Raw genomic sequence first — 17437 nt, forward strand, 5'->3', positions numbered from 1 at the left:
CCTCGGTTGGGGCCGTCCCACCCTGAAGCCGAGAACCGCTCAGGGCTACTCAAGATGCGGGGCGTACAGCGGAAAATGAATGGGTAGAGTGGTGGTTTCATACCCCATGACCGCAGGAGGCCCACCATGTACACAGCAGCCGCCACGCGCTACGACAGCATGCCCTACCGCCTGTGCGGTCGCAGCGGTCTGCGCCTGCCCGCCATTTCGCTCGGTCTGTGGCACAACTTCGGTGACAGCTCGCACCTGGAAACCCAGCGCGCCATGCTGCGCGCCGCGTTTGACCTCGGCATCACCCACTTCGACCTCGCCAACAACTACGGCCCGCCCGCCGGCAGCGCCGAGACCAATTTCGGTGAACACCTGCGGCGCGACTTCCGGCCCTACCGCGACGAACTGCTGATCTCCACCAAGGCCGGCTGGGACATGTGGCGCGGGCCGTACGGGCAGGGCGGCGGCTCGCGCAAGTACGTGCTCGCCAGCCTCGACCAGAGCCTGAAGCGCATGGGTCTGGACTACGTCGACATCTTTTATTCGCACCGTTACGACCCGGACACGCCGCTCGAAGAAACCATGGGCGCGCTGGCCACCGCCGTGCAACAGGGCAAGGCGCTCTACGTCGGCATTTCCAGCTACTCGGCCGGCAAGACCCGCGAGGCCGCGGCCATCCTGCGGCAGATGGGCGTGCCGCTGTTGATCCACCAGCCGTCCTACAGCCTGCTCAACCGCTGGATCGAGGGCGAACTGCTCGATACCCTGCGGGACGAGGGCATCGGCTGCATCGCCTTCAGCCCGCTGGCCCAGGGCCTGCTGACCAACAAATACCTGGGCGGCATCCCGGAGGACTCGCGCATCAACCAGCCCGGCGGCGGCTCCTTCAAGATGGAGCACCTCAGCGAGCAGAACCTGAACCACGTGCGGGCGCTCAACGAGATCGCCTTCAACCGGGGCCAGAGCCTGGCGCAGATGGCGGTGGCCTGGGTGCTGCGCCAGCCCGGCATGACCTCTGCCCTGATCGGCGCCAGCCGCCTGGAGCAGATCGTGGATCTGGCGGGCGCGCTGGACAACCTCGCCTTCAGCGCCGAAGAGCTGGCCGCGATCGACCAGCACGCGGTGGAAGGCGGCATCAACCTCTGGAAGAAGCCGTCGACCGACCAGCGGCCTTGAAGCTTGCTGAACCTTGCTGTCACGGCTCGCCGATCAAGGTGCCCCAAGGTTCGTCGGTTTCGCCAATGAGGCGGGCCACCACCTTGGCCGCTGGCGTGAGGTGGCCTTGCTTGGGCAGGGCCAGGGTCACGTAGCGCCGCAGATCGGGGCTGACGATGCGGGCGGCCTGCAAGCCGCCCGCGCGCATTTCCTCCGCCACCGAAAACGGCCCCAGCACCGAGTACAGCCCTGGTGAATGGGCCACCAGCTCTTTCTGCACGCGCAACGAGTCGGCCTCCACCACCGCCTGCAGTGCAAAGCCCTTGCTGCGCGCGGTTTCGTCCAGCACGGCGCGCCAGTGTGAGGGTCGGCGCGGCAGCACCAGACGCAGGCCTTCCAACTGCATGAAGTCGACCGTGCCATCGCGCGTGAGCCGGTCGCCCGGTATCGACACCAGGTAGGTGCCGGCGGTGGCCAGCAGCTTTTCGTCCGCTCCGGTGGGTTTGCGGAAGCGGAACAGCACGGCCATGTCCACACTGCCGGTGTCCAGCAGCGTGTCGAGCTCGCCGCCCTGGCCTTCGCGAATATTCAGGCGGATCAGCGGGTACTCGGCCTGCAGGCGCAGGTAGAGCCGGGTGATCAGCGGGTGCGCGGCCGAGGGCAGGATGGCCAGCCGCACCTCGCCCATGGGCAGGCCGGCGTCGGCGCGGATGTCGGCCAAGAGCTGGTCGGTGTCGCGCACCCATCCGCGCACCCGGGTCTGCACCCGCTGACCGAGTTCGGTCAGAGCCACCCCGCGCCCGGTTCGGCGGAACAGCGGGCCGCCACAAGCCGCTTCCAGATCGCTGATCTGGCGGCTGATGTGCGATTGCACCGTGTGGCGCTGGGCCGCTGCCTTGGTGAAGCTGCCGAGCTCGGCCACTTCCAGAAACAGACGGAAGCTGTTGGGGTTGGTGGGTTGGCGTGGCGTCATTGATATGCCTTTTGAGAGATGTCTGAAATCTCCGTTTCCATTCTATTCAGATGGCTCATTGATTCCTAGACTCTGGCCCATCCCTTCCACATCCGTCATTTGAAGAATCAGGAGACACACCGCCATGAAGATCGCCAGTTTTGAAGCAGAAGGTCGCGCCACGTACGGTGTCGTCGACGCCGCCGGGTTGTACCACCCGGTATCCGCAACCTTTCAGCAACGTTTTGCCGACCTGAAGTCGGTCATCGCCGCGGGCGAACTGGCCAACCTTCCGGCCGCTACTGACGCAGGCCTGCGCGCCGACCAGGTGCGTCTGTTGCCCGTGATCCCCAATCCAGGCAAGCTGATCTGCGTCGGCCTGAACTACAAAAGCCACGTGGCCGAAACCAAGCGCGCCGACAGCGACTACCCCTCGCTGTTCCTGCGCTTCAACGACAGCCTGGCCGCGCACGAAGACGTGGTGCTGCGTCCCGCGTTCTCGGAGCGCTTCGACTGGGAGGGCGAGCTCGCTTTCGTCATCGGCAAAGGCGGCCGCCACATTGCCAAAGAAAACGCCTTTGAGCACATTGCCGGCTACGCCTGCTTCAACGACGTGAGCGTGCGCGACTGGCAGAAGCACACCCACCAGTTCACCCCCGGCAAGAACTTCCCCGGCACCGCGCCCTTCGGCCCGGTGCTGGTGACCCGCGACGAGGTGCCCGACGTGACCGCGCTCACGCTGGAGACGCGCGTCAACGGTCAGGTGATGCAGCACGCCAGCCTGGGCGACCTGATCTTCGACATCCCGACCATCGTGGCCTATGTGTCGCGCTTCACACCGCTCGCGCCCGGCGACGTGATCGCCACCGGCACCCCGGGTGGCGTGGGCGACCGCCGCGAACCGCCGCTGTACATGAAGGAAGGCGATGTGGCCGAGGTCGAGATCACTGGTCTGGGCGTGCTGCGCAACCGCATCGGCACCGACCATTCCGCAGCCTGAACCCGAGACAACCCCCCATGAGCACCCAACCCCAACTGCGCGTCGCCGTCGACATCGGCGGCACCTTCACCGACATGGCGGCTTTTGACGAAGCCACCGGCAAGCTGCTGTTCGGCAAGGCCCTGTCCACGCACGGCCAGCTGGTCAACGGCATCCAGGCCACGCTGGACAGTGCGAAGATCGACCTGAAGGACGGCAACCTGTTCCTGCACGGCTCGACCATCGCCATCAACACCCTGCTGGAGCGCAACGGCGCCAACACCGCGCTGCTGATCACCGAAGGCTTTCGCGACATCTACGAGATCGGCCGCGTCAATCGGCCCGACGCCTACAACCTCTTCTTCAACAAGCACCAGCCGCTGGTGAAACGCTCGCTGCGCTTCGAGGTGGCCGAGCGCCTGCGCGCCGACGGCAGCATCCACAAGCCGCTGGACGAGGGTGCCGTGCGCGCACTCGCCAAGGAACTGCGTGGCCAGGGTATCGAGGCGGTGGCCGTGCTGCTGCTGCACTCGTACCGCAACCCGGCGCACGAACAGCGCGTCAAGCAGATCCTGCAGGAAGAGCTGCCCGGCGCCTTCGTCTGCGCCTCGCACGAGTTGAGCCAGGAATACCGCGAATTCGAACGCGTCTCCACCGCCGTGGCCAACGCCTATGTGGGCCCGCGCGTCTCGGCCTACTTGGGCGAGCTGGAGCGGCACCTGAGCGCGAAGGGATTTGAAGGCGACTTCTACGTCGTGCAGTCCACCGGCGGCCTGTTCCCCAGCGCCCACGCCCGGCGCGACTGCGTGCGCATGCTCGAATCCGGCCCCGCGGCGGGGGTGATCGGCGCGCAGGCCATCTGCGCCCAGCTCGGCATGGGCGACGCCATCGCCTTCGACATGGGCGGCACCACGGCCAAGGCCGGTGTGATCAGCGAAGGCCGGCCATTGACGACGGGCTCGGCCCTGATCGGTGGTTACGAACGCGCGCTGCCGATCCAGATCCCGATGATGGACATCCACGAGGTGGGCACCGGTGGTGGCTCCATTGCCCGCATCGAAACCGGCAACGCGCTGCGCGTGGGCCCGCAGAGCGCGGGCTCCATTCCCGGTCCGGTGGCCTATGGCCGCGGCGGCACCGAACCCACCGTGACCGACGCCAACCTGCTGCTCGGCCGCCTGGACGCGGAGCACTTTCTCGGCGGCGAGCTCAAGCTTGATCTGGCCGGTTGCCAGCGCCAGATGCAGGAGCGCATCGCCGGCCCGCTGGAGCTGGACCCGACCGCCGCGGCCGACGGCATCCTGCGCATCGCGGTGACGCAGATGTCGCACGCGGTGAAGGCGGTGACCACCGAGCGCGGCCTGGACGCTGGCAGCTTCACCATGGTGGTGTACGGCGGCGCCGGCCCGCTGCACGCCTCAGCCATTGCCCGCGAACTCGGTATCCGCAAGGTGCTGATCCCGTACGCGCCGGGTTATTTCTCGGCCTACGGCATGCTGTTCTCCGACCGCCGCTACGACTACGTGCGCTCGGTGTTCCGCAAGCTCGACGATGTGTCGTTTGACGAGATCGAAGCGCTCTACCAATCGATGGAAGACGAAGGCCGTGCGGCGCTGACGCAATCGGGCACCAAAGCCGAGGACGTGGTGATCGAACGCGCCGCCGACATGCGCTACGTGGGCCAGGAACACGCGGTCACGGTGGACCTGCCCGGCGCCTTCTTCGTCGACAAGGACCGCTCGGCCATCAAGCGCCAGTTCGACGACCTGCACAAGGTGCGCTACGGCACCTCGGCGCCCAAGGAGCCGGCCGACCTGGTGAGCCTGCGCGTGACGGTGCTGGGCACCATGAAGAAGCCGCCCAAGCACAGCGTGGACGTGGGCGTGGCCGCACCCGAGAAGGCGTCGCTGCGCGGCATCAAGCCGGTGTATTTCCGCCAGGGCGGCTGGGCCGAAACGCCGGTCTACAAGCGCGACCTGCTGCGCGCCGGCAACCAGATCGCGGGCCCGGCGCTGATCGAGGAACACGCCTCCACCACGGTGGTGCAGCCAGGCGACTCGCTGCTTGTGGACGAACTCGGCAACCTGCAAATCAACATCGGAGATGACCGGTCATGAACACACGAGACATCCAGAATCCGGCCGTCGATCCGGTCACCGTCGAGATCATCCGCAACGGCCTCTACGCCGTGACGGAGGAGATGAAGACCAACCTCACGCGCACCGCCTACAACCTCATCATTTACGAAGCACTCGACTTCACGGTCGGCCTGTTCACCAAGGAGGGCGACACGGTCTCCATCGGCCTGGGCCTGCCGATGTTCATCCGCGGCATGTCCGAAACCGTGAAGGCGAAGATCCGCCATTTCGGGGTCGACAACATCCTGCCCGGCGACATCCTGGTCACCAACGACGCCTACACCACCGGCAGCCACCTGAACCACTTCACGTTCACGATGCCGATCTTCTTTGAGGGCCGGCTTGAAGGTTTCACCTGCTGCATGGCGCACTGGCTGGACGTGGGCGGCACGCTGGGCAACGTGACCACCGACATCTTCAGCGAAGGCATCCAGATCCCGATCCTGAAGTACCAGCGCGAAGGCGTGGTGAACCAGGACCTGATCGACATCATCGCCATGAACGTGCGCCTGGCCGAGCGCGCGCTGGGTGACCTGCGCGCACAGATCACCGCCATCACCACCGGCGAGCGCCGCTACGTGGAGCTGCTGCAGCGCTACGGTGCCGACGCGGTGAACGCGTCGATCCGCCAGATTATGGATTCCAGCGAGGCCGTGGCGCGCAAGAACACGCTGTCGATTCCAGATGGCGTGTACGAGGCCGAGTCCTACATGGACGACGACGGGCTGGAGATCGGCAAGCGCATCCCGATCCGCGTGAAGGTGACGGTGACCGGCGACGAGATGACGGTCGATCTGTCGGACGTGAGCAAGCAGGTGCGCGGTTTCTACAACTCCGGCTTCACCACCGGCATCGCCTGCGCGCAGGTGGCCTACAAGTGCCTCACCACACCGACCGATTACCCGGTCAACGACGGTTCGTTCCGCCCGCTCAAGGTCATCATGCCCATGGGCACGGTGATCAGCGCCGAGCGCCCGTACCCGATGCGGGTGTGGATGACTTTCCCGATGACGGTGATCGACACCATCTTCAAGGCGCTGGCGCCAGCCATCCCGCACCGCTCCATCGCCGGTCACCACGCCGACCTGGTGTTCCCCAACATCCACGGCATCAGCCCGGAAGACGGTCGTTTGTTCATCGTCGGCATCGGCCCGCTGGGCGGCGGCTGGGGCGCCAAGAGCACCGAAGACGGCGTGTCCGTCACGGTCTGCATCAACGACGGCGACACCCACAACAGCCCGACCGAGCAGCTCGAAGCCAAGTACCCGGTGCTGGTCGAGAAGTATCAAATCCGCAAGGACAGCGCCGGTGCCGGCCGCTACCGCGGCGGCCTCGGGGCCGAGATGGTGGTGCAGGCGCTCAGCCCGTTCACGGTGACCACCCGCATCGACCGCGTGCATTGCAAGCCCTGGGGCCTGGAAGGCGGCGGCGACGCCATGGGCAACGGCCTCGCGGTGCGCCACAAGGGCGAGTGGAAGACCGACCACCTGAACGCCAAGATCTTCAACGTGCGGCTGGAGCGCGGCGACGCCTACAAGATGCTCTCGGGCGGCGGTGGCGGCTTCGGCAGCCCGCTGGACCGCGAACTGGAGCTGGTGGCCGAGGATGTGCGCGAAGGCTATGTGAGCGCCCAGGTGGCGCGCGAGGTCTACAAGGTGGCGCTGGATGGACATGGCCAGGTGGACCATGCCGCGACGCAGGCCCTGCGCAGCGGCCATGCCCCGGCCGCGGCAGAAGACCTGGCCTGGGACGGCCAGTGAGCACCGCCGTGGCCGACCCGCGCGCCGAACGCCTCGCCCACCTGTGGAGCCGGCTCTCGGCCCAGCACGTGACGCTGGGCGCCGGCTGTGGCTGCATGGTGGGCGGGGTCAGCGTCTCGCTGGAAGACTTTGAACTCGACATCGCCGACTACCTGTGGGCCGAGGGCGAGCGCCTGGGCGAGACCGTGGTGGTGGCCTTCCTGCTGCAGCCGGGCCCAATCGACCAGCAGCAGAAGCCGGTGGCGACCCTGCTGGCCCGGCTGGAAGAGGGCGAGGCCGACGAGGTCGTAGCCGACTGGCTGCTCAGTCGCCTGGCCCGCACGCTTGACTCGTTCGCCAAGCTGCACGGCCCTTCGTCGGTTTGACTTGGAAGCCCCCTACCATGGCCTTCATCCTGCCCACTCTGAACGACGACACCGCCGGCCCGGCCGTGCGCGTGCCCATCACCGTGCTCACCGGTTTTCTAGGCAGCGGCAAGACCACGCTGCTCAACCGCCTGCTGCGCGAGCCGAATATGCACGGCACGGCGGTGGTCATCAACGAGTTCGGCTCGGTGGGGCTGGACCACGACCTGGTGGACCACACGCAGGAAAACATGGTGCTGCTCGCCAACGGATGCATCTGCTGCACCGTGCGCGGCGATCTGGTTGAGGCCTTCGAGCGCCTGGCGCAGAGCACCGAGGCGCAGCGCGGCGAGCTGCGCCATGTGGTGGTGGAGACCACCGGCCTGGCCGACCCGGCGCCCATCCTGCACACCCTCATGGGCGACCCGCGTCTGGCGCGCCACTGGCGGCTGGCCGGCGTGGCCTGCACGGTGGACGCCTTCAACGCCATGGCCACGCTGGACCAGCACCCCGAGGCCGTGAAGCAGGCCGCGGTGGCCGACCGCCTGCTGTTGACCAAGACCGATCTGGTGCCGCCCGGGCAGCTCGCGCCGCTGTGCGAGCGGCTGCGCGCCATCAACCCGCTGGCGGCCCTGAGCACCGAACCGGATGGCGCCCTGCAGGCGCTGCTCGGCCTGCTGGACCGGCCCAGCGCTGCGCTGGTGCCAGTGCCGCTGCCGACCGACCCCGGCGCCACGCGCTCGTTCTTCTTCCCGGTGAGCGCGCCGGGCCAGCACGACCCGAACCGGCACGACGACCACATCCGCTCGCACGTGATCCTGCGCGAAGAGCCGCTCTCGCGCGAAGGCTTCATGGCCTGGCTGGACATGATCGCCGCCATGCGCGGCGATGACCTGCTGCGTGTCAAAGGCATCGTGCAGCTCGCCGACGACCCGGAGCACCCGATGGTGATCCACGGCGTGCAGCACCTTTTCCACCCGCCCGAGACCCTGCCGCGCTGGCCCAGTGGCGACCGGCGTACCCGCATCGTGTTCATCACCCGCGACATCGATGCCGAGGACATCGAGGCGACCTTGCGCATTTTTGAAAGACGCCGCACCCGCGGGCCCCGTCCTGCCCAACCTGTTTGAATGTCAGAAGGAGACAAAACCATGACGATGATGAAGCAACTGATCGCCAGCGCCGTGCTCGGCCTGTGCAGCCTCTCGCCCGTGCTGGCGCAAGGCAAATTCCCCGACGGCACGGTCCGGCTGGTGGTGCCATTCGCCGCCGGCGGCGGGGTGGACCAGGCCGCGCGCCTGCTCGGTCGCCAGCTGCAGACCGACCTGGGCGTGACGGTGATTGTGGAAAACAAGGCCGGCGCCAGCGGCACCATCGGCGGCAAGGCCGTGCAGATGGCCGCCCCCGATGGCATGACCCTGCTGTTCTCGGCCGCCACCCACGTGCTGGCCCAGCAGGTGCTGGCCAACCCGCCCTACAACCCGCAGACCGACTTTGCACCGGTGGCGCGTGTGGGCGAAGCACCCCTGCTGCTGGTGATACCGCCCAATGCACCGCAGAAGACGCTGAAGGACGTGTTGGAAGCGGCCCGCGCGCAGCCCGACAAGTGGACCGCGGCCCTGCCAGCGCTGGGCGCACCCAGCCATCTGGCCACGTTGTTGCTGGCCAAGCAGGGCAACCTCAAGCTCACCATGACGCCGTACCGTGGCACCGCGCCCGCGCTTGCCGACGTGGCCGGCGGGCATGTGCAGCTGCTCATGGATTCCATCATTTCACTGCAGGGCATGGCCAAGAGCGGCAAGGTCAAGCCCATCGTCACCACCTCCGCCAAGCGCAGCGGCGTGGCGCCCGACGTGCCGACCGCGGTGGAAAGTGGTTACCCGGGTCTGGTCTACAACTCCTGGTACGGGGTGTGGGCCCCCAAGGGCACGCCCGCTGACCGGGTGCAGCTTCTGAACAAAGCCATCAACAAGGCGGTCGCCGGACTGGCCCGAACCGGATCGTTCACGGCGCTGGGCATCCTGCCGGTGCTGGAGACCACCGACCAGTTCCGCCAGTTCGTTGCGGCCGATGTGGGCCGCAGCGCCGAACTGCTCAAGGAAGCGGGCTTCAAGCCGGAATGAACGGCTGTCCCCCAAGTAAAAAGTAAAAAGGGCCGCTGGATGCGGCCCTTTTCATGGGTGTGCGGCGATCAGCTCAGCACCACGCTGGACAAGCGCCGGCGGTAGGTGGCCACGGTCGGGTCTTCCGGCGGCACCTGGCCTTCGGCCACCTTGGGCTTGGGCGGTTCGATGATGTCGAGGATGGCGATGAAGGTCTTGCGCGCCAGCTCTTCGCTCCAGGCCTTGTCGCGCATCAGGATCTCCAGCAGCTCGTCCATGGCCGGCACGAACTGGTTGTGCGCCATCAGCAACTGGGCGAGGGCGAAGCGGCTGTCGAAGTCGCGCTTGTTGGTGGCGATCTTGGCCTGCAGCTCGGCGGCGCGGGCTTCGGGGTCGGCCACACCGTCCTGCGCATCGCGCGCCTTCATCCAGCGGTTGAGCGAGTCGAGCCGGCGCACGGCCACGGACTTGGCGATCACCGGGGCGAAGGCCACCTTGGCTTCGTCGTCGCGTTCCAGCTCCAGCAGCAGCTTCACGAGGTCGAAACGCGCGTCGTCGTTGTTGGGGTCGGTCTGCACCGCCTGCTGCAGTTTGGCCAGAGCGCCTTCCACGTCGCCGTCGGCCAGGGCGTCCAGCGCCGCGGCTTCTTCGGCGGCAGCTTCCACTTCTTCGGCCGCGGGCAGGTGCTTGTCGAGGAACTCCTTGATCTGGCCTTCGGGCAAGGCGCCCATGAAGCCGTCGACCGGCTGGCCGTTCATGAGCAGCACGCAGGTGGGGATGCTGCGGATGCCGAAAGCCTGGGCCAGCTGCTGTTCCTCGTCGGAGTCGATCTTCACCAGCTTGAAGCGCCCGGCGTAGTCGGTCTCGATTTTTTCCAGCAGCGGGCCGATGACCTTGCAGGGGCCGCACCAGGGTGCCCAGAAATCGACCAGCACGGGCGTTTGCATCGAAGCTTCGATGACTTCGGTTTCAAAGTTGGCGACGGTGACGTTGATCATGGGGAAGGCTCTGGAAATGGGCGCACATCGCCGACGGCGGGGCGCGAAACGTAAAATCGACACTTTACCGGAGCGGGGCCGATTTCCCGAACCGGTCCCCCACGCCGGCCCTCCGGGCGCCCGGCAGAAAGCCCCTCCATGAGTTCCATCCAGGTGGGCGTGGTCATGGGTTCCAGCAGCGACTGGGACACCATGCAGCACGCCGTGCAGATCCTCAAAGACTTCGGCATCCCGCACGAGGCGCGCGTGGTCTCGGCGCACCGCATGCCCGACGACATGTTTGCCTACGCCGAGGCTGCCGTCGGCCGCGGCCTCAAGGCCATCATCGCCGGCGCCGGTGGCGCGGCGCACCTGCCCGGCATGATCGCGGCCAAGACCGTGGTGCCGGTGCTGGGTGTGCCAGTGATGTCGAAAGCACTGTCGGGTGTCGATTCGCTGCACTCCATCGTTCAGATGCCCAAGGGCGTGCCGGTGGCGACGTTCGCGATCGGTGCCGCCGGTGCGGCCAACGCGGCGCTGTTTGCTGTGGCCCTGCTGGCCAACGAAGATCCGACCCTGCGCGAAAAGCTGGAAGCCTTCCGCGCGGCGCAGACGGAAGCCGCCCGCAACATGACACTGCCGACAACATGAGCCGCAAACCCCTCTTGCCCGGCGCCTTGTCCGACCGTGGCCAGCAGATGACCCTGGGCGTCATGGGCGGTGGCCAGCTCGGCCGCATGTTCGTGCAGGCCGCTCAGGCCATGGGCTACTTCACGGCGGTGCTGGACCCGGACCCGGCCAGCCCGGCCGGGCAGATCAGCCACTACCACATCGAAACGCCGTACGACGACGAGCAGGGCCTGGCGCAGCTGATGCAGCGCTGCGACGCCATCACGACCGAGTTCGAAAACGTGCCCGCCCCCGCGCTGCTCACGCTGGGCGCACACCGGCCGGTCGCGCCGTCTTCGGCCTGCGTGGCCGTGGCGCAGGACCGCATCCAGGAGAAGGCGCACTTCGTGGCCTGCGGTCCGATCAGCGGCGTCTACCCCGCGCCCTACGCCGCCATCGAGTCGAGCGAGCTGCTGGCGGCGGTGCCGGCCGATCTGCTGCCCGGCATCGTGAAAACCGCGCGGCTGGGGTACGACGGCAAGGGCCAGATCCGCGTCAAGACCCGCGAAGAACTTGCCGCCGCCTGGGACCAGCTGGGCCGCGTGCCCTGCGTGCTGGAAAAGCTGATGCCGCTGCAGAGCGAGTGTTCGGTGCTGGTGGCGCGCGGCGCCGACGGCAGCGTGGTCAGCTTCCCGGTGCAGGCGAACACGCACCACGACGGCATCCTCGCCATCACCGAGGTGTTTGAGGGCGCCGTGCCCGCCGATCTGGCGGCGCGCGCGCAGGCCAGCACGGTGGCGATCGCGAACCACCTGAACTATGTCGGCGTGCTCTGTGTCGAGTACTTCGTGGTGGACAACGGCGCGGGTGGTTCCGACCTGATCGTCAACGAAATGGCGCCGCGCCCGCACAACAGCGGCCACTACACGCAGAACGCCTGCGACATCTCGCAGTTCGAGGCGCAGGTACGCGCACTCGCCGGCCTGCCGCTGCCCACCCCGCGCCAGCACAGCCCGGCCATCATGGTCAACCTGCTGGGCGACCTCTGGTTCAACGCCAATGGTGTGCGCCCTCAGGCCAGCGAACGGCCGGTGTCGCCGCCCTGGGCGCAGGTGCTGGCGCTGCCCGGCACCCACCTGCACCTGTACGGCAAGCTCAGCGCGCGCCCGGGTCGCAAGATGGGCCACCTGAACATCACCGGCAGCTCGGTGGCGCAGGTGCGCGAGACGGCCGCGAAGGTGCTGGCTTTGCTCGGCCTGCCCGCGCTGGCCTGATCCACCGATGCCGCTCTGCCTGAACGCCAGCGACCCGGCGGCCGTCGAAGCCGCCGCCCAGCGCCTGGCCGCGGGTTCGCTGGTCGGCATGCCGACCGAAACCGTCTATGGCCTGGCGGCCGACGCGGGCAACGCCAGCGCGGTGCAGCGCATCTTCGAAGCCAAGGGCCGGCCGAGCGACCACCCGCTGATCGTGCACATTCCGCCCGCCGAACAGGGCGACTGGCGCGCCGCAGCGGCGCCGTTCGCGCGCGAAGTGCCGGTGTTTGCCGCCGCGCTGATGCAGGCTTTCTGGCCCGGTCCGCTGACGCTGATCCTGCCGCGCCGGCCCGAGGTGGCGGCGGTGGCCGCGGGCGGGCAGGATTCGGTGGGCCTGCGCTGCCCCTCGCACCCGGTGGCGCAGGCGCTGCTGCTCGCGGCGCGCGCGCACGGTGTGCACGGCGTGGCCGCGCCCAGTGCCAACCGTTTCGGCCGCGTCAGCCCCACCACCGCCGCGCACGTGGCCGAAGAGTTCGCCGAACTGCCGGACGAGGCGCTGCTGATCCTGGACGGCGGTGCCTGCCCGGTGGGCATCGAGTCCACCATCGTGGACTGCTCGCGCGGCGCCCCGGTGCTGTTGCGCCCCGGCGTGATCACGCCAGCGCAGATCGAAGCCGTGTGTGGACAGCCGCTGCGCGCGCGCGACGAGGCCGCGCCGCGCGCCTCCGGCACGCTGGAATCGCATTACGCGCCGCGTGCCAAGGTGCGGCTGATGGCGGCGGCGCAGCTGAAGGCGGCTCTCGACGTGCTGGGCCCGGACGCGAAACACATCGCGGTCTATGCCCGTTCGCCCTTGAAAACCGCGCGTGGCGTGGCCCTGCGCCGCATGCCCGACGACGCAGCCCAGGCCGCGCAGGCGCTCTTTGCCGTGTTGCGCGAACTCGATGCCACGGGCGTCAATCTCATCTGGGTGGAAACGCCGCCCGAAGGCGCCGACTGGGATGGTGTGCGCGACCGCCTGCAACGCGCGTCGGCCTGAACGAAACACCCCCTGCGCCGCTTCACGTCACCCCCCCTCAAGGGGGGCGGCACCAGCCGTCCGGCAAAGCCGGCCCGGCGGTGCCCTGGGCTGGACCGTTGCATGCGTCGAGGTGGCATTCAGGAGCGCCCGAAGCGCAGCTTCATGCCCAGGATGGCCAGTGCCAGCAGCAGCGTGATGGCGTTGGCCACGACCACTGGCCAGGCGCCCAGCATCAGGCCGTAGGCCAGCCACATCGCAATGCCCAGCGTGAAGCTGCTGTACATGCCCAGAGAAATGCCACTCACGTCCCGCGTCTGGAACGTGTGCCAGACCTGGGGCACAAAACTGAAAGTGGTCAAGAAAGCGGCGAAGTAGCCGATAAGGTCGTCAGGGCGCATAGCCACGCATGATAGGAGTGGCGGTGGCTTGTTGCTCGCCACCTCATTGATACACACGATATTTCAACGCCAGCCGAGTACCGCCGTGAAATCTTCTCTCTTGACCCAACGAAGCTCCGCTGACGACAGCCTGGCCATCAACAGCGAGACCCTGCACCAGTACTACTGCACGGTGCAGTCGGAGGTGCATCCCGAGACGCTGGTGGATGAGGCCATGAACCGCCGTCAGGCGAATGCCCTGATGGCGCGTCGCAAGCGCAGCCGCCTGTCGGGCTGGGCCGTATTCGCGGTGCTGGCCCTGGCGATGGGCGGTTTGGTCTGGCTGCTGGGATAAGAAATACTTCAAGCGCCTCCCAGGCGCTCAGTCCGGCTGCGCAGCGGTCCATTCCACCAGCGCTTCCAGCGCCGGCCGCGCGGCGCTGGCGTTCGGGTGGTTGATGAACCCCACGACCGCGTAGCGTGTGCCGTTCACCGCATTCACATAACCGGCCACGCCGGTCACGTCGCGCAGCGTGCCGGTCTTGAGCCAGGCATTGCCCCGTGCGGCGCTGCGCGGCGAGCGCGCCATGCGCGCGGCCGTGCCGCTGACGCCCGCCACCGACAGCGACTGCACGAACTGCGCGCCCTTGGGATGGGCTGCCGCGTGGCGCAGCAGGCCGGCCAGCGCGTCGGCGGTGATGCGTTCGTCGCGCGAGAGCCCCGAGCCGTTGTCCATGACCGGGGGTGCATGGCGGATGCCGAAGGTGGTTGTCCACCAACGGGCCACCACGTCGCGTGAGCGTTCGAACCGCCCCGCACGCAGCGGCGTGAAGTGTTCACGCGGCACGGTGCGCGCCTCCTGCCGCACCGGGTTGAGCCGGCCCAGCGTGAGGAACACCTGCTGCGCCATCACGTTGTTGCTCCACTGGTTGACGTCGGTGATGATGTCCGAGAGCGGCAGCGAATGGGCTTCGTGCAACAGGGTGGCGCCGGGCGGGGTGAGCCCGTTGCGCACCTGCCCGGTGATCGCGCCGCCGCTGGCGCGCCACAGGCCTTCGAGGGCACGCGCGGCGTAGCTGGCCGGGTCCTGGTAGGCCACGGGCCAGACGCGTTCGCCGCAAGCCAGCGGGTACTGGCCCTCGAAACGGATGGCATTGGCGTCGTCAAACCGCGCCTGCAAGGCGCCACGCCAGTCGCCGCACCCTTTGCGCGAGAGCGGCACGGTGGTGTCGATGATCAGCCCCGCCATGGGTGGCTCGCTCAACACATGGGCGACGCCGAGGGCGCTGTCGGGCTGGAACTTCAGGACCACCGACTTGAAGTTCACCAGCAGCGCGTCGGGGCTGGCGTTGTAGGGCCGCAGCGCCTCGCCGTCGAAGGCGCCGGGGTCGCGCGCGGGCACTTCGAAGGCGCTGTGGTCCAGCACCAGATCGCCCAGCACCACCTGCACGCCCCGGTCCTGCAGGGCGAAGAAAGCGGTCTGAATGCGCTCCAGCACCAGTTTGGGGTCGCCACCGCCCTGGATGTACAGGTTGCCGCGCAGGGCCCCTTTGTCCACCACACCGTCGGTGTAGAAGCGCGTGCGCCAGGTGAAGTCGGGCCCCAGCAGGTCGATCGCGGCGTAGGTGGTCACCAGCTTCATGACCGAGGCCGGGTTGATGGGCTGCCCGGCGCGGTGGCGCAGGCGCTCGCCGCGGTCGCCGGAGACCGGCACCACCAGAGCCGACACGGCGCTGGCGGGTACCGCGGCACGCCGCAGCGCGGCCTGCACCGTGGGGGGCAGGGCGTCATCGGCCAGCGCCGCGAGCGGGAGCGCCAGGGCGCCGAGCAGGCCCGCACCCAGCGCTCGCCACCAGGCGGCCCCGGCGGTGGGGCGCGGGCGCAGGGGGCGTTCGGTCGGCGTGGTGGTCAACATGGCAGGGATTATGGAACCCGGGGGGCGCATCAACGGCCCCGCCCGGCGGCCGCATCGCGCAAATGCGCCATTGCGCACGCCCTGGTGGATGCCCCGACGAACGCGGCCACGGATGCCGCTCGCCGATAATGGCCGGATGCCTTCTGCCGCTTCCCCTGCCTCTCCCCCGCTGCGCCTGCTGGCCATCGAAACCAGCACCGACACCCTCTCGGTGGCGGTGGGCGGTGGCGCGCAGGGCGATGCGCCTTGGCAGCACACGGGTCCGGGCGCCGCGCAGGCCTCGGCGACGCTGTTGCCGGTGGTGCAGTCGCTGCTGGCACAGGCCGGGTGGGCGCTGCGGGAACTGGACGCGCTGGTGTTTGCGCGCGGGCCGGGGTCGTTCACCGGCTTGCGCACCGCGTGCGCCGTCGCCCAGGGGCTCGCCTACGGCGCCCAGGGGGCGGGGTGCGAAGGCGGTGTGCCGGTCCTGCCGGTCGATACCTTGCTGGCGCTGGCCGAAGAAGCGCGCCACCAGCGGGCGTTGGCGGGTCTGGAGCCGCCCCGCGTGATCGCGGCCCTGCTCGATGCGCGCATGGACGAGATGTACGTGGCGCTCTACGCTTGTGGCCCGTTGGGGCTGGATCCGGTACCGCTGCAGCCGCCGCGCCTGTGTGCGCCGGCCGATCTGGGGGAATGGCTGCAGCAAGGCTTGCCGCAGGCGCTGACGCCGGGCGACTGCCTGCTGGCCGGCAACGTGTTTCCCAGCTACGGCGCGCAGTTCAGCGACCTGGCCGGCGAGCGCCAGACCGCCCTGCCCACGGCTGCGGCCCTGCTGCGGCTGGCGCCTGCCTTGCTGGCTGCGGGGCAGGCGGTGGCGGCGCACGAGGCGCTGCCGCTCTACGTGCGCGACAAGGTGGCGCAGACCACGGCCGAGCGCGAACGCCTGCGGCGGGAGCAGCTGGTGCGCCTGTCCGCGTCCGTGTCGGCGGTGACGCCGCTGGACGCCTGAGAGGCCAACCCATGGCGAACACGAACCGGTCTGTCGAGGCTTCTTCCGTCAGCGCGCCGAAGGTGCCGGTGTGGTCTGCGGGCGACTGGCCGCAGGCCGGTGCCAGCGCGCGTCCCGCACCGGCGGCGGAGCGGCGCATCGCCTTCGAGCCGGTGTCCGTGGCCGACCTGGACGCGGTGTGTGAGGTGGAAAAAGCCGCCTACACCCACCCCTGGACACACAAACACTTTGCCGATTCGCTGGCCTCGGGTTATCCGGCGGTGATGCTGCTCGGCGAAGCCCTGCCGGGCGAGGCGGTGCACCCCCGGCGGGCCGACGGCCGCGTGCTGCTCGGCTACCTGGTGGCGATGCCCGGCGTGGACGAGGTGCACCTGCTCAACATCACCGTGGCCCCGGCGCACCAGCGCCAGGGCTGGGCGCGCTTCATGCTCGACGCGCTGGCGCTGTGGTCGCGCAGCCAGGGGGCGCAGTGGCTGTGGCTCGAAGTGCGCGCCAGCAACGCACCGGCACGCGCCCTGTACGAAGGCTATGGTTTTCAGCAGGTGGGCATGCGCCGCGGCTATTACCCGGCCAGCCATTTCCAGCGCGAAGACGCGGTGGTCATGAGCCTGAGCCTGGTGGCGCTGGCGAGTGGCGGGGCAGCAGCATGAACGATTCCACAACACAGGACCCGCCCGACCGGCCCGACACCTCGTTCGTGCCGCAGCTGGATGCGCGCCAGCGCGCCATGCTGGCCGAGATGGGGGGTGGCTCTTTTTTAAATCTAGAAGTGTATAAGAAAAAGAAGCGGGTGTTCTTTTTTATCGTCTCCGTCAAGAATGGAAGAGAGGCGGGGAGGGGAAGAGGGGAGGTGTCGGGGGGGGGGGGGGTGTAAAA

At 68.3% G+C, this 17437-nt stretch carries 18 protein-coding genes; 14 read left to right on the plus strand and 4 right to left on the minus strand.

The genetic code is table 11. The annotated features are described in order from the left end of the window. Positions 1-126 precede the first annotated feature (126 nt). Positions 127-1167, plus strand: a complete 1041-nt coding sequence (gene mgrA, locus F3K02_RS21260; protein ID WP_177137636.1) for an L-glyceraldehyde 3-phosphate reductase — start codon at positions 127-129, stop codon at positions 1165-1167. Positions 1168-1186: 19 nt separating this feature from the next. On the opposite strand, the gene F3K02_RS21265 is transcribed toward mgrA, so the two are convergent. Continuing rightward, positions 1187-2119 (minus strand): LysR family transcriptional regulator, encoded by a 933-nt coding sequence (locus F3K02_RS21265; RefSeq protein WP_177137637.1) that lies wholly within the window; start codon positions 2117-2119, stop codon positions 1187-1189. 124 nt (positions 2120-2243) lie between these two features. Between F3K02_RS21265 and F3K02_RS21270 the strand changes: the two genes are divergently transcribed. Genes F3K02_RS21270 through F3K02_RS21295 form a run of 6 tightly spaced genes read left to right on the plus strand, consistent with a single transcriptional unit; the run spans position 2244 to position 9442 of the window. Beyond that, complete coding sequence (locus F3K02_RS21270; RefSeq protein WP_177137638.1) at positions 2244-3098, plus strand: fumarylacetoacetate hydrolase family protein; 855 nt, start codon at positions 2244-2246, stop codon at positions 3096-3098. A 17-nt stretch (positions 3099-3115) separates the two neighbouring features. Next, the gene (locus F3K02_RS21275; protein WP_177137639.1) at positions 3116-5194 is read left to right on the plus strand and encodes a hydantoinase/oxoprolinase family protein; all 2079 of its coding nucleotides are present in this window, start codon (positions 3116-3118) and stop codon (positions 5192-5194) included. Further along, a complete protein-coding gene (locus tag F3K02_RS21280; RefSeq protein ID WP_177137640.1) occupies positions 5191-6975 on the plus strand; it encodes a hydantoinase B/oxoprolinase family protein in 1785 nt (594 codons plus the stop codon). Before F3K02_RS21275 ends, F3K02_RS21280 begins: the two co-directional genes overlap by 4 nt. Beyond that, the gene (locus tag F3K02_RS21285) at positions 6972-7340 is read left to right on the plus strand and encodes a hypothetical protein (protein WP_177137641.1); all 369 of its coding nucleotides are present in this window, start codon (positions 6972-6974) and stop codon (positions 7338-7340) included. The genes F3K02_RS21280 and F3K02_RS21285 overlap by 4 nt, the downstream gene beginning before the upstream one ends. A 17-nt stretch (positions 7341-7357) precedes the next feature. After that, the gene (locus F3K02_RS21290; RefSeq protein ID WP_177137642.1) at positions 7358-8449 is read left to right on the plus strand and encodes a CobW family GTP-binding protein; all 1092 of its coding nucleotides are present in this window, start codon (positions 7358-7360) and stop codon (positions 8447-8449) included. A 30-nt stretch (positions 8450-8479) separates the two neighbouring features. Next, positions 8480-9442, plus strand: coding sequence for a Bug family tripartite tricarboxylate transporter substrate binding protein (locus F3K02_RS21295; protein ID WP_425485629.1), 963 nt, complete (start codon positions 8480-8482; stop codon positions 9440-9442). A gap of 68 nt (positions 9443-9510) precedes the next feature. Here F3K02_RS21295 and trxA read toward each other — a convergent pair whose 3' ends face one another. Then, positions 9511-10419, minus strand: a complete 909-nt coding sequence (gene trxA, locus F3K02_RS21300; protein WP_177137644.1) for a thioredoxin — start codon at positions 10417-10419, stop codon at positions 9511-9513. Between the two features lie 138 nt (positions 10420-10557). Between trxA and purE the strand changes: the two genes are divergently transcribed. From purE to F3K02_RS21315, 3 genes are read left to right on the plus strand one after another with little or no spacing between them, the layout of a single operon-like run. Further along, positions 10558-11049 carry a 5-(carboxyamino)imidazole ribonucleotide mutase gene (purE, locus tag F3K02_RS21305; RefSeq protein WP_177137645.1) on the plus strand — a complete coding sequence of 164 codons (492 nt, stop codon included), beginning with the start codon at positions 10558-10560 and terminating at the stop codon, positions 11047-11049. After that, positions 11046-12281 carry a 5-(carboxyamino)imidazole ribonucleotide synthase gene (locus F3K02_RS21310; protein WP_177137646.1) on the plus strand — a complete coding sequence of 412 codons (1236 nt, stop codon included), beginning with the start codon at positions 11046-11048 and terminating at the stop codon, positions 12279-12281. Before purE ends, F3K02_RS21310 begins: the two co-directional genes overlap by 4 nt. 7 nt (positions 12282-12288) lie before the next feature. Then, a complete protein-coding gene (locus F3K02_RS21315; protein WP_177137647.1) occupies positions 12289-13299 on the plus strand; it encodes an L-threonylcarbamoyladenylate synthase in 1011 nt (336 codons plus the stop codon). 119 nt (positions 13300-13418) lie between these two features. Here the strand turns inward: F3K02_RS21315 and F3K02_RS21320 are convergent, their stop codons facing one another. After that, the gene (locus tag F3K02_RS21320) at positions 13419-13679 is read right to left on the minus strand and encodes a SemiSWEET transporter (protein WP_177137648.1); all 261 of its coding nucleotides are present in this window, start codon (positions 13677-13679) and stop codon (positions 13419-13421) included. An 85-nt stretch (positions 13680-13764) separates the two neighbouring features. Here F3K02_RS21320 and F3K02_RS21325 point away from each other — a divergent pair, with 85 nt between their 5' ends. Continuing rightward, positions 13765-14013, plus strand: coding sequence for a hypothetical protein (locus F3K02_RS21325; protein ID WP_177137649.1), 249 nt, complete (start codon positions 13765-13767; stop codon positions 14011-14013). A gap of 27 nt (positions 14014-14040) precedes the next feature. Here F3K02_RS21325 and dacB read toward each other — a convergent pair whose 3' ends face one another. After that, on the minus strand, positions 14041-15573 hold the full coding sequence (gene dacB / locus F3K02_RS21330) for a D-alanyl-D-alanine carboxypeptidase/D-alanyl-D-alanine endopeptidase (RefSeq protein WP_177137650.1): 1533 nt from the start codon (positions 15571-15573) through the stop codon (positions 14041-14043). Between the two features lie 136 nt (positions 15574-15709). Here dacB and tsaB point away from each other — a divergent pair, with 136 nt between their 5' ends. From tsaB to F3K02_RS21345, 3 genes are read left to right on the plus strand one after another with little or no spacing between them, the layout of a single operon-like run. Further along, on the plus strand, positions 15710-16561 hold the full coding sequence (gene tsaB, locus F3K02_RS21335; protein ID WP_246309688.1) for a tRNA (adenosine(37)-N6)-threonylcarbamoyltransferase complex dimerization subunit type 1 TsaB: 852 nt from the start codon (positions 15710-15712) through the stop codon (positions 16559-16561). Between the two features lie 11 nt (positions 16562-16572). Continuing rightward, positions 16573-17211 (plus strand): ribosomal protein S18-alanine N-acetyltransferase, encoded by a 639-nt coding sequence (gene rimI, locus F3K02_RS21340; protein ID WP_177137651.1) that lies wholly within the window; start codon positions 16573-16575, stop codon positions 17209-17211. Continuing rightward, complete coding sequence (locus tag F3K02_RS21345; RefSeq protein ID WP_177137652.1) at positions 17208-17435, plus strand: hypothetical protein; 228 nt, start codon at positions 17208-17210, stop codon at positions 17433-17435. Before rimI ends, F3K02_RS21345 begins: the two co-directional genes overlap by 4 nt. The last annotated feature ends 2 nt before the right edge of the window (positions 17436-17437 follow it).

The organism is Hydrogenophaga aromaticivorans (genome assembly GCF_013387465.1).
Lineage (GTDB): Bacteria > Pseudomonadota > Gammaproteobacteria > Burkholderiales > Burkholderiaceae_C > Hydrogenophaga > Hydrogenophaga aromaticivorans.

Coding starts and splice junctions, on each gene's coding strand:
- mgrA (WP_177137636.1), top strand. CDS start 127: ATGTACACAGCAGCCGCCACGCGCTACGACAGCATGCCCTACCGCCTG.
- F3K02_RS21265 (WP_177137637.1), bottom strand. CDS start 2,119: ATGACGCCACGCCAACCCACCAACCCCAACAGCTTCCGTCTGTTTCTG.
- F3K02_RS21270 (WP_177137638.1), top strand. CDS start 2,244: ATGAAGATCGCCAGTTTTGAAGCAGAAGGTCGCGCCACGTACGGTGTC.
- F3K02_RS21275 (WP_177137639.1), top strand. CDS start 3,116: ATGAGCACCCAACCCCAACTGCGCGTCGCCGTCGACATCGGCGGCACC.
- F3K02_RS21280 (WP_177137640.1), top strand. CDS start 5,191: ATGAACACACGAGACATCCAGAATCCGGCCGTCGATCCGGTCACCGTC.
- F3K02_RS21290 (WP_177137642.1), top strand. CDS start 7,358: ATGGCCTTCATCCTGCCCACTCTGAACGACGACACCGCCGGCCCGGCC.
- F3K02_RS21295 (WP_425485629.1), top strand. CDS start 8,480: ATGAAGCAACTGATCGCCAGCGCCGTGCTCGGCCTGTGCAGCCTCTCG.
- trxA (WP_177137644.1), bottom strand. CDS start 10,419: ATGATCAACGTCACCGTCGCCAACTTTGAAACCGAAGTCATCGAAGCT.
- purE (WP_177137645.1), top strand. CDS start 10,558: ATGAGTTCCATCCAGGTGGGCGTGGTCATGGGTTCCAGCAGCGACTGG.
- F3K02_RS21310 (WP_177137646.1), top strand. CDS start 11,046: ATGAGCCGCAAACCCCTCTTGCCCGGCGCCTTGTCCGACCGTGGCCAG.
- F3K02_RS21315 (WP_177137647.1), top strand. CDS start 12,289: ATGCCGCTCTGCCTGAACGCCAGCGACCCGGCGGCCGTCGAAGCCGCC.
- F3K02_RS21320 (WP_177137648.1), bottom strand. CDS start 13,679: ATGCGCCCTGACGACCTTATCGGCTACTTCGCCGCTTTCTTGACCACT.
- dacB (WP_177137650.1), bottom strand. CDS start 15,573: ATGTTGACCACCACGCCGACCGAACGCCCCCTGCGCCCGCGCCCCACC.
- tsaB (WP_246309688.1), top strand. CDS start 15,710: ATGCCTTCTGCCGCTTCCCCTGCCTCTCCCCCGCTGCGCCTGCTGGCC.
- rimI (WP_177137651.1), top strand. CDS start 16,573: ATGGCGAACACGAACCGGTCTGTCGAGGCTTCTTCCGTCAGCGCGCCG.
- F3K02_RS21345 (WP_177137652.1), top strand. CDS start 17,208: ATGAACGATTCCACAACACAGGACCCGCCCGACCGGCCCGACACCTCG.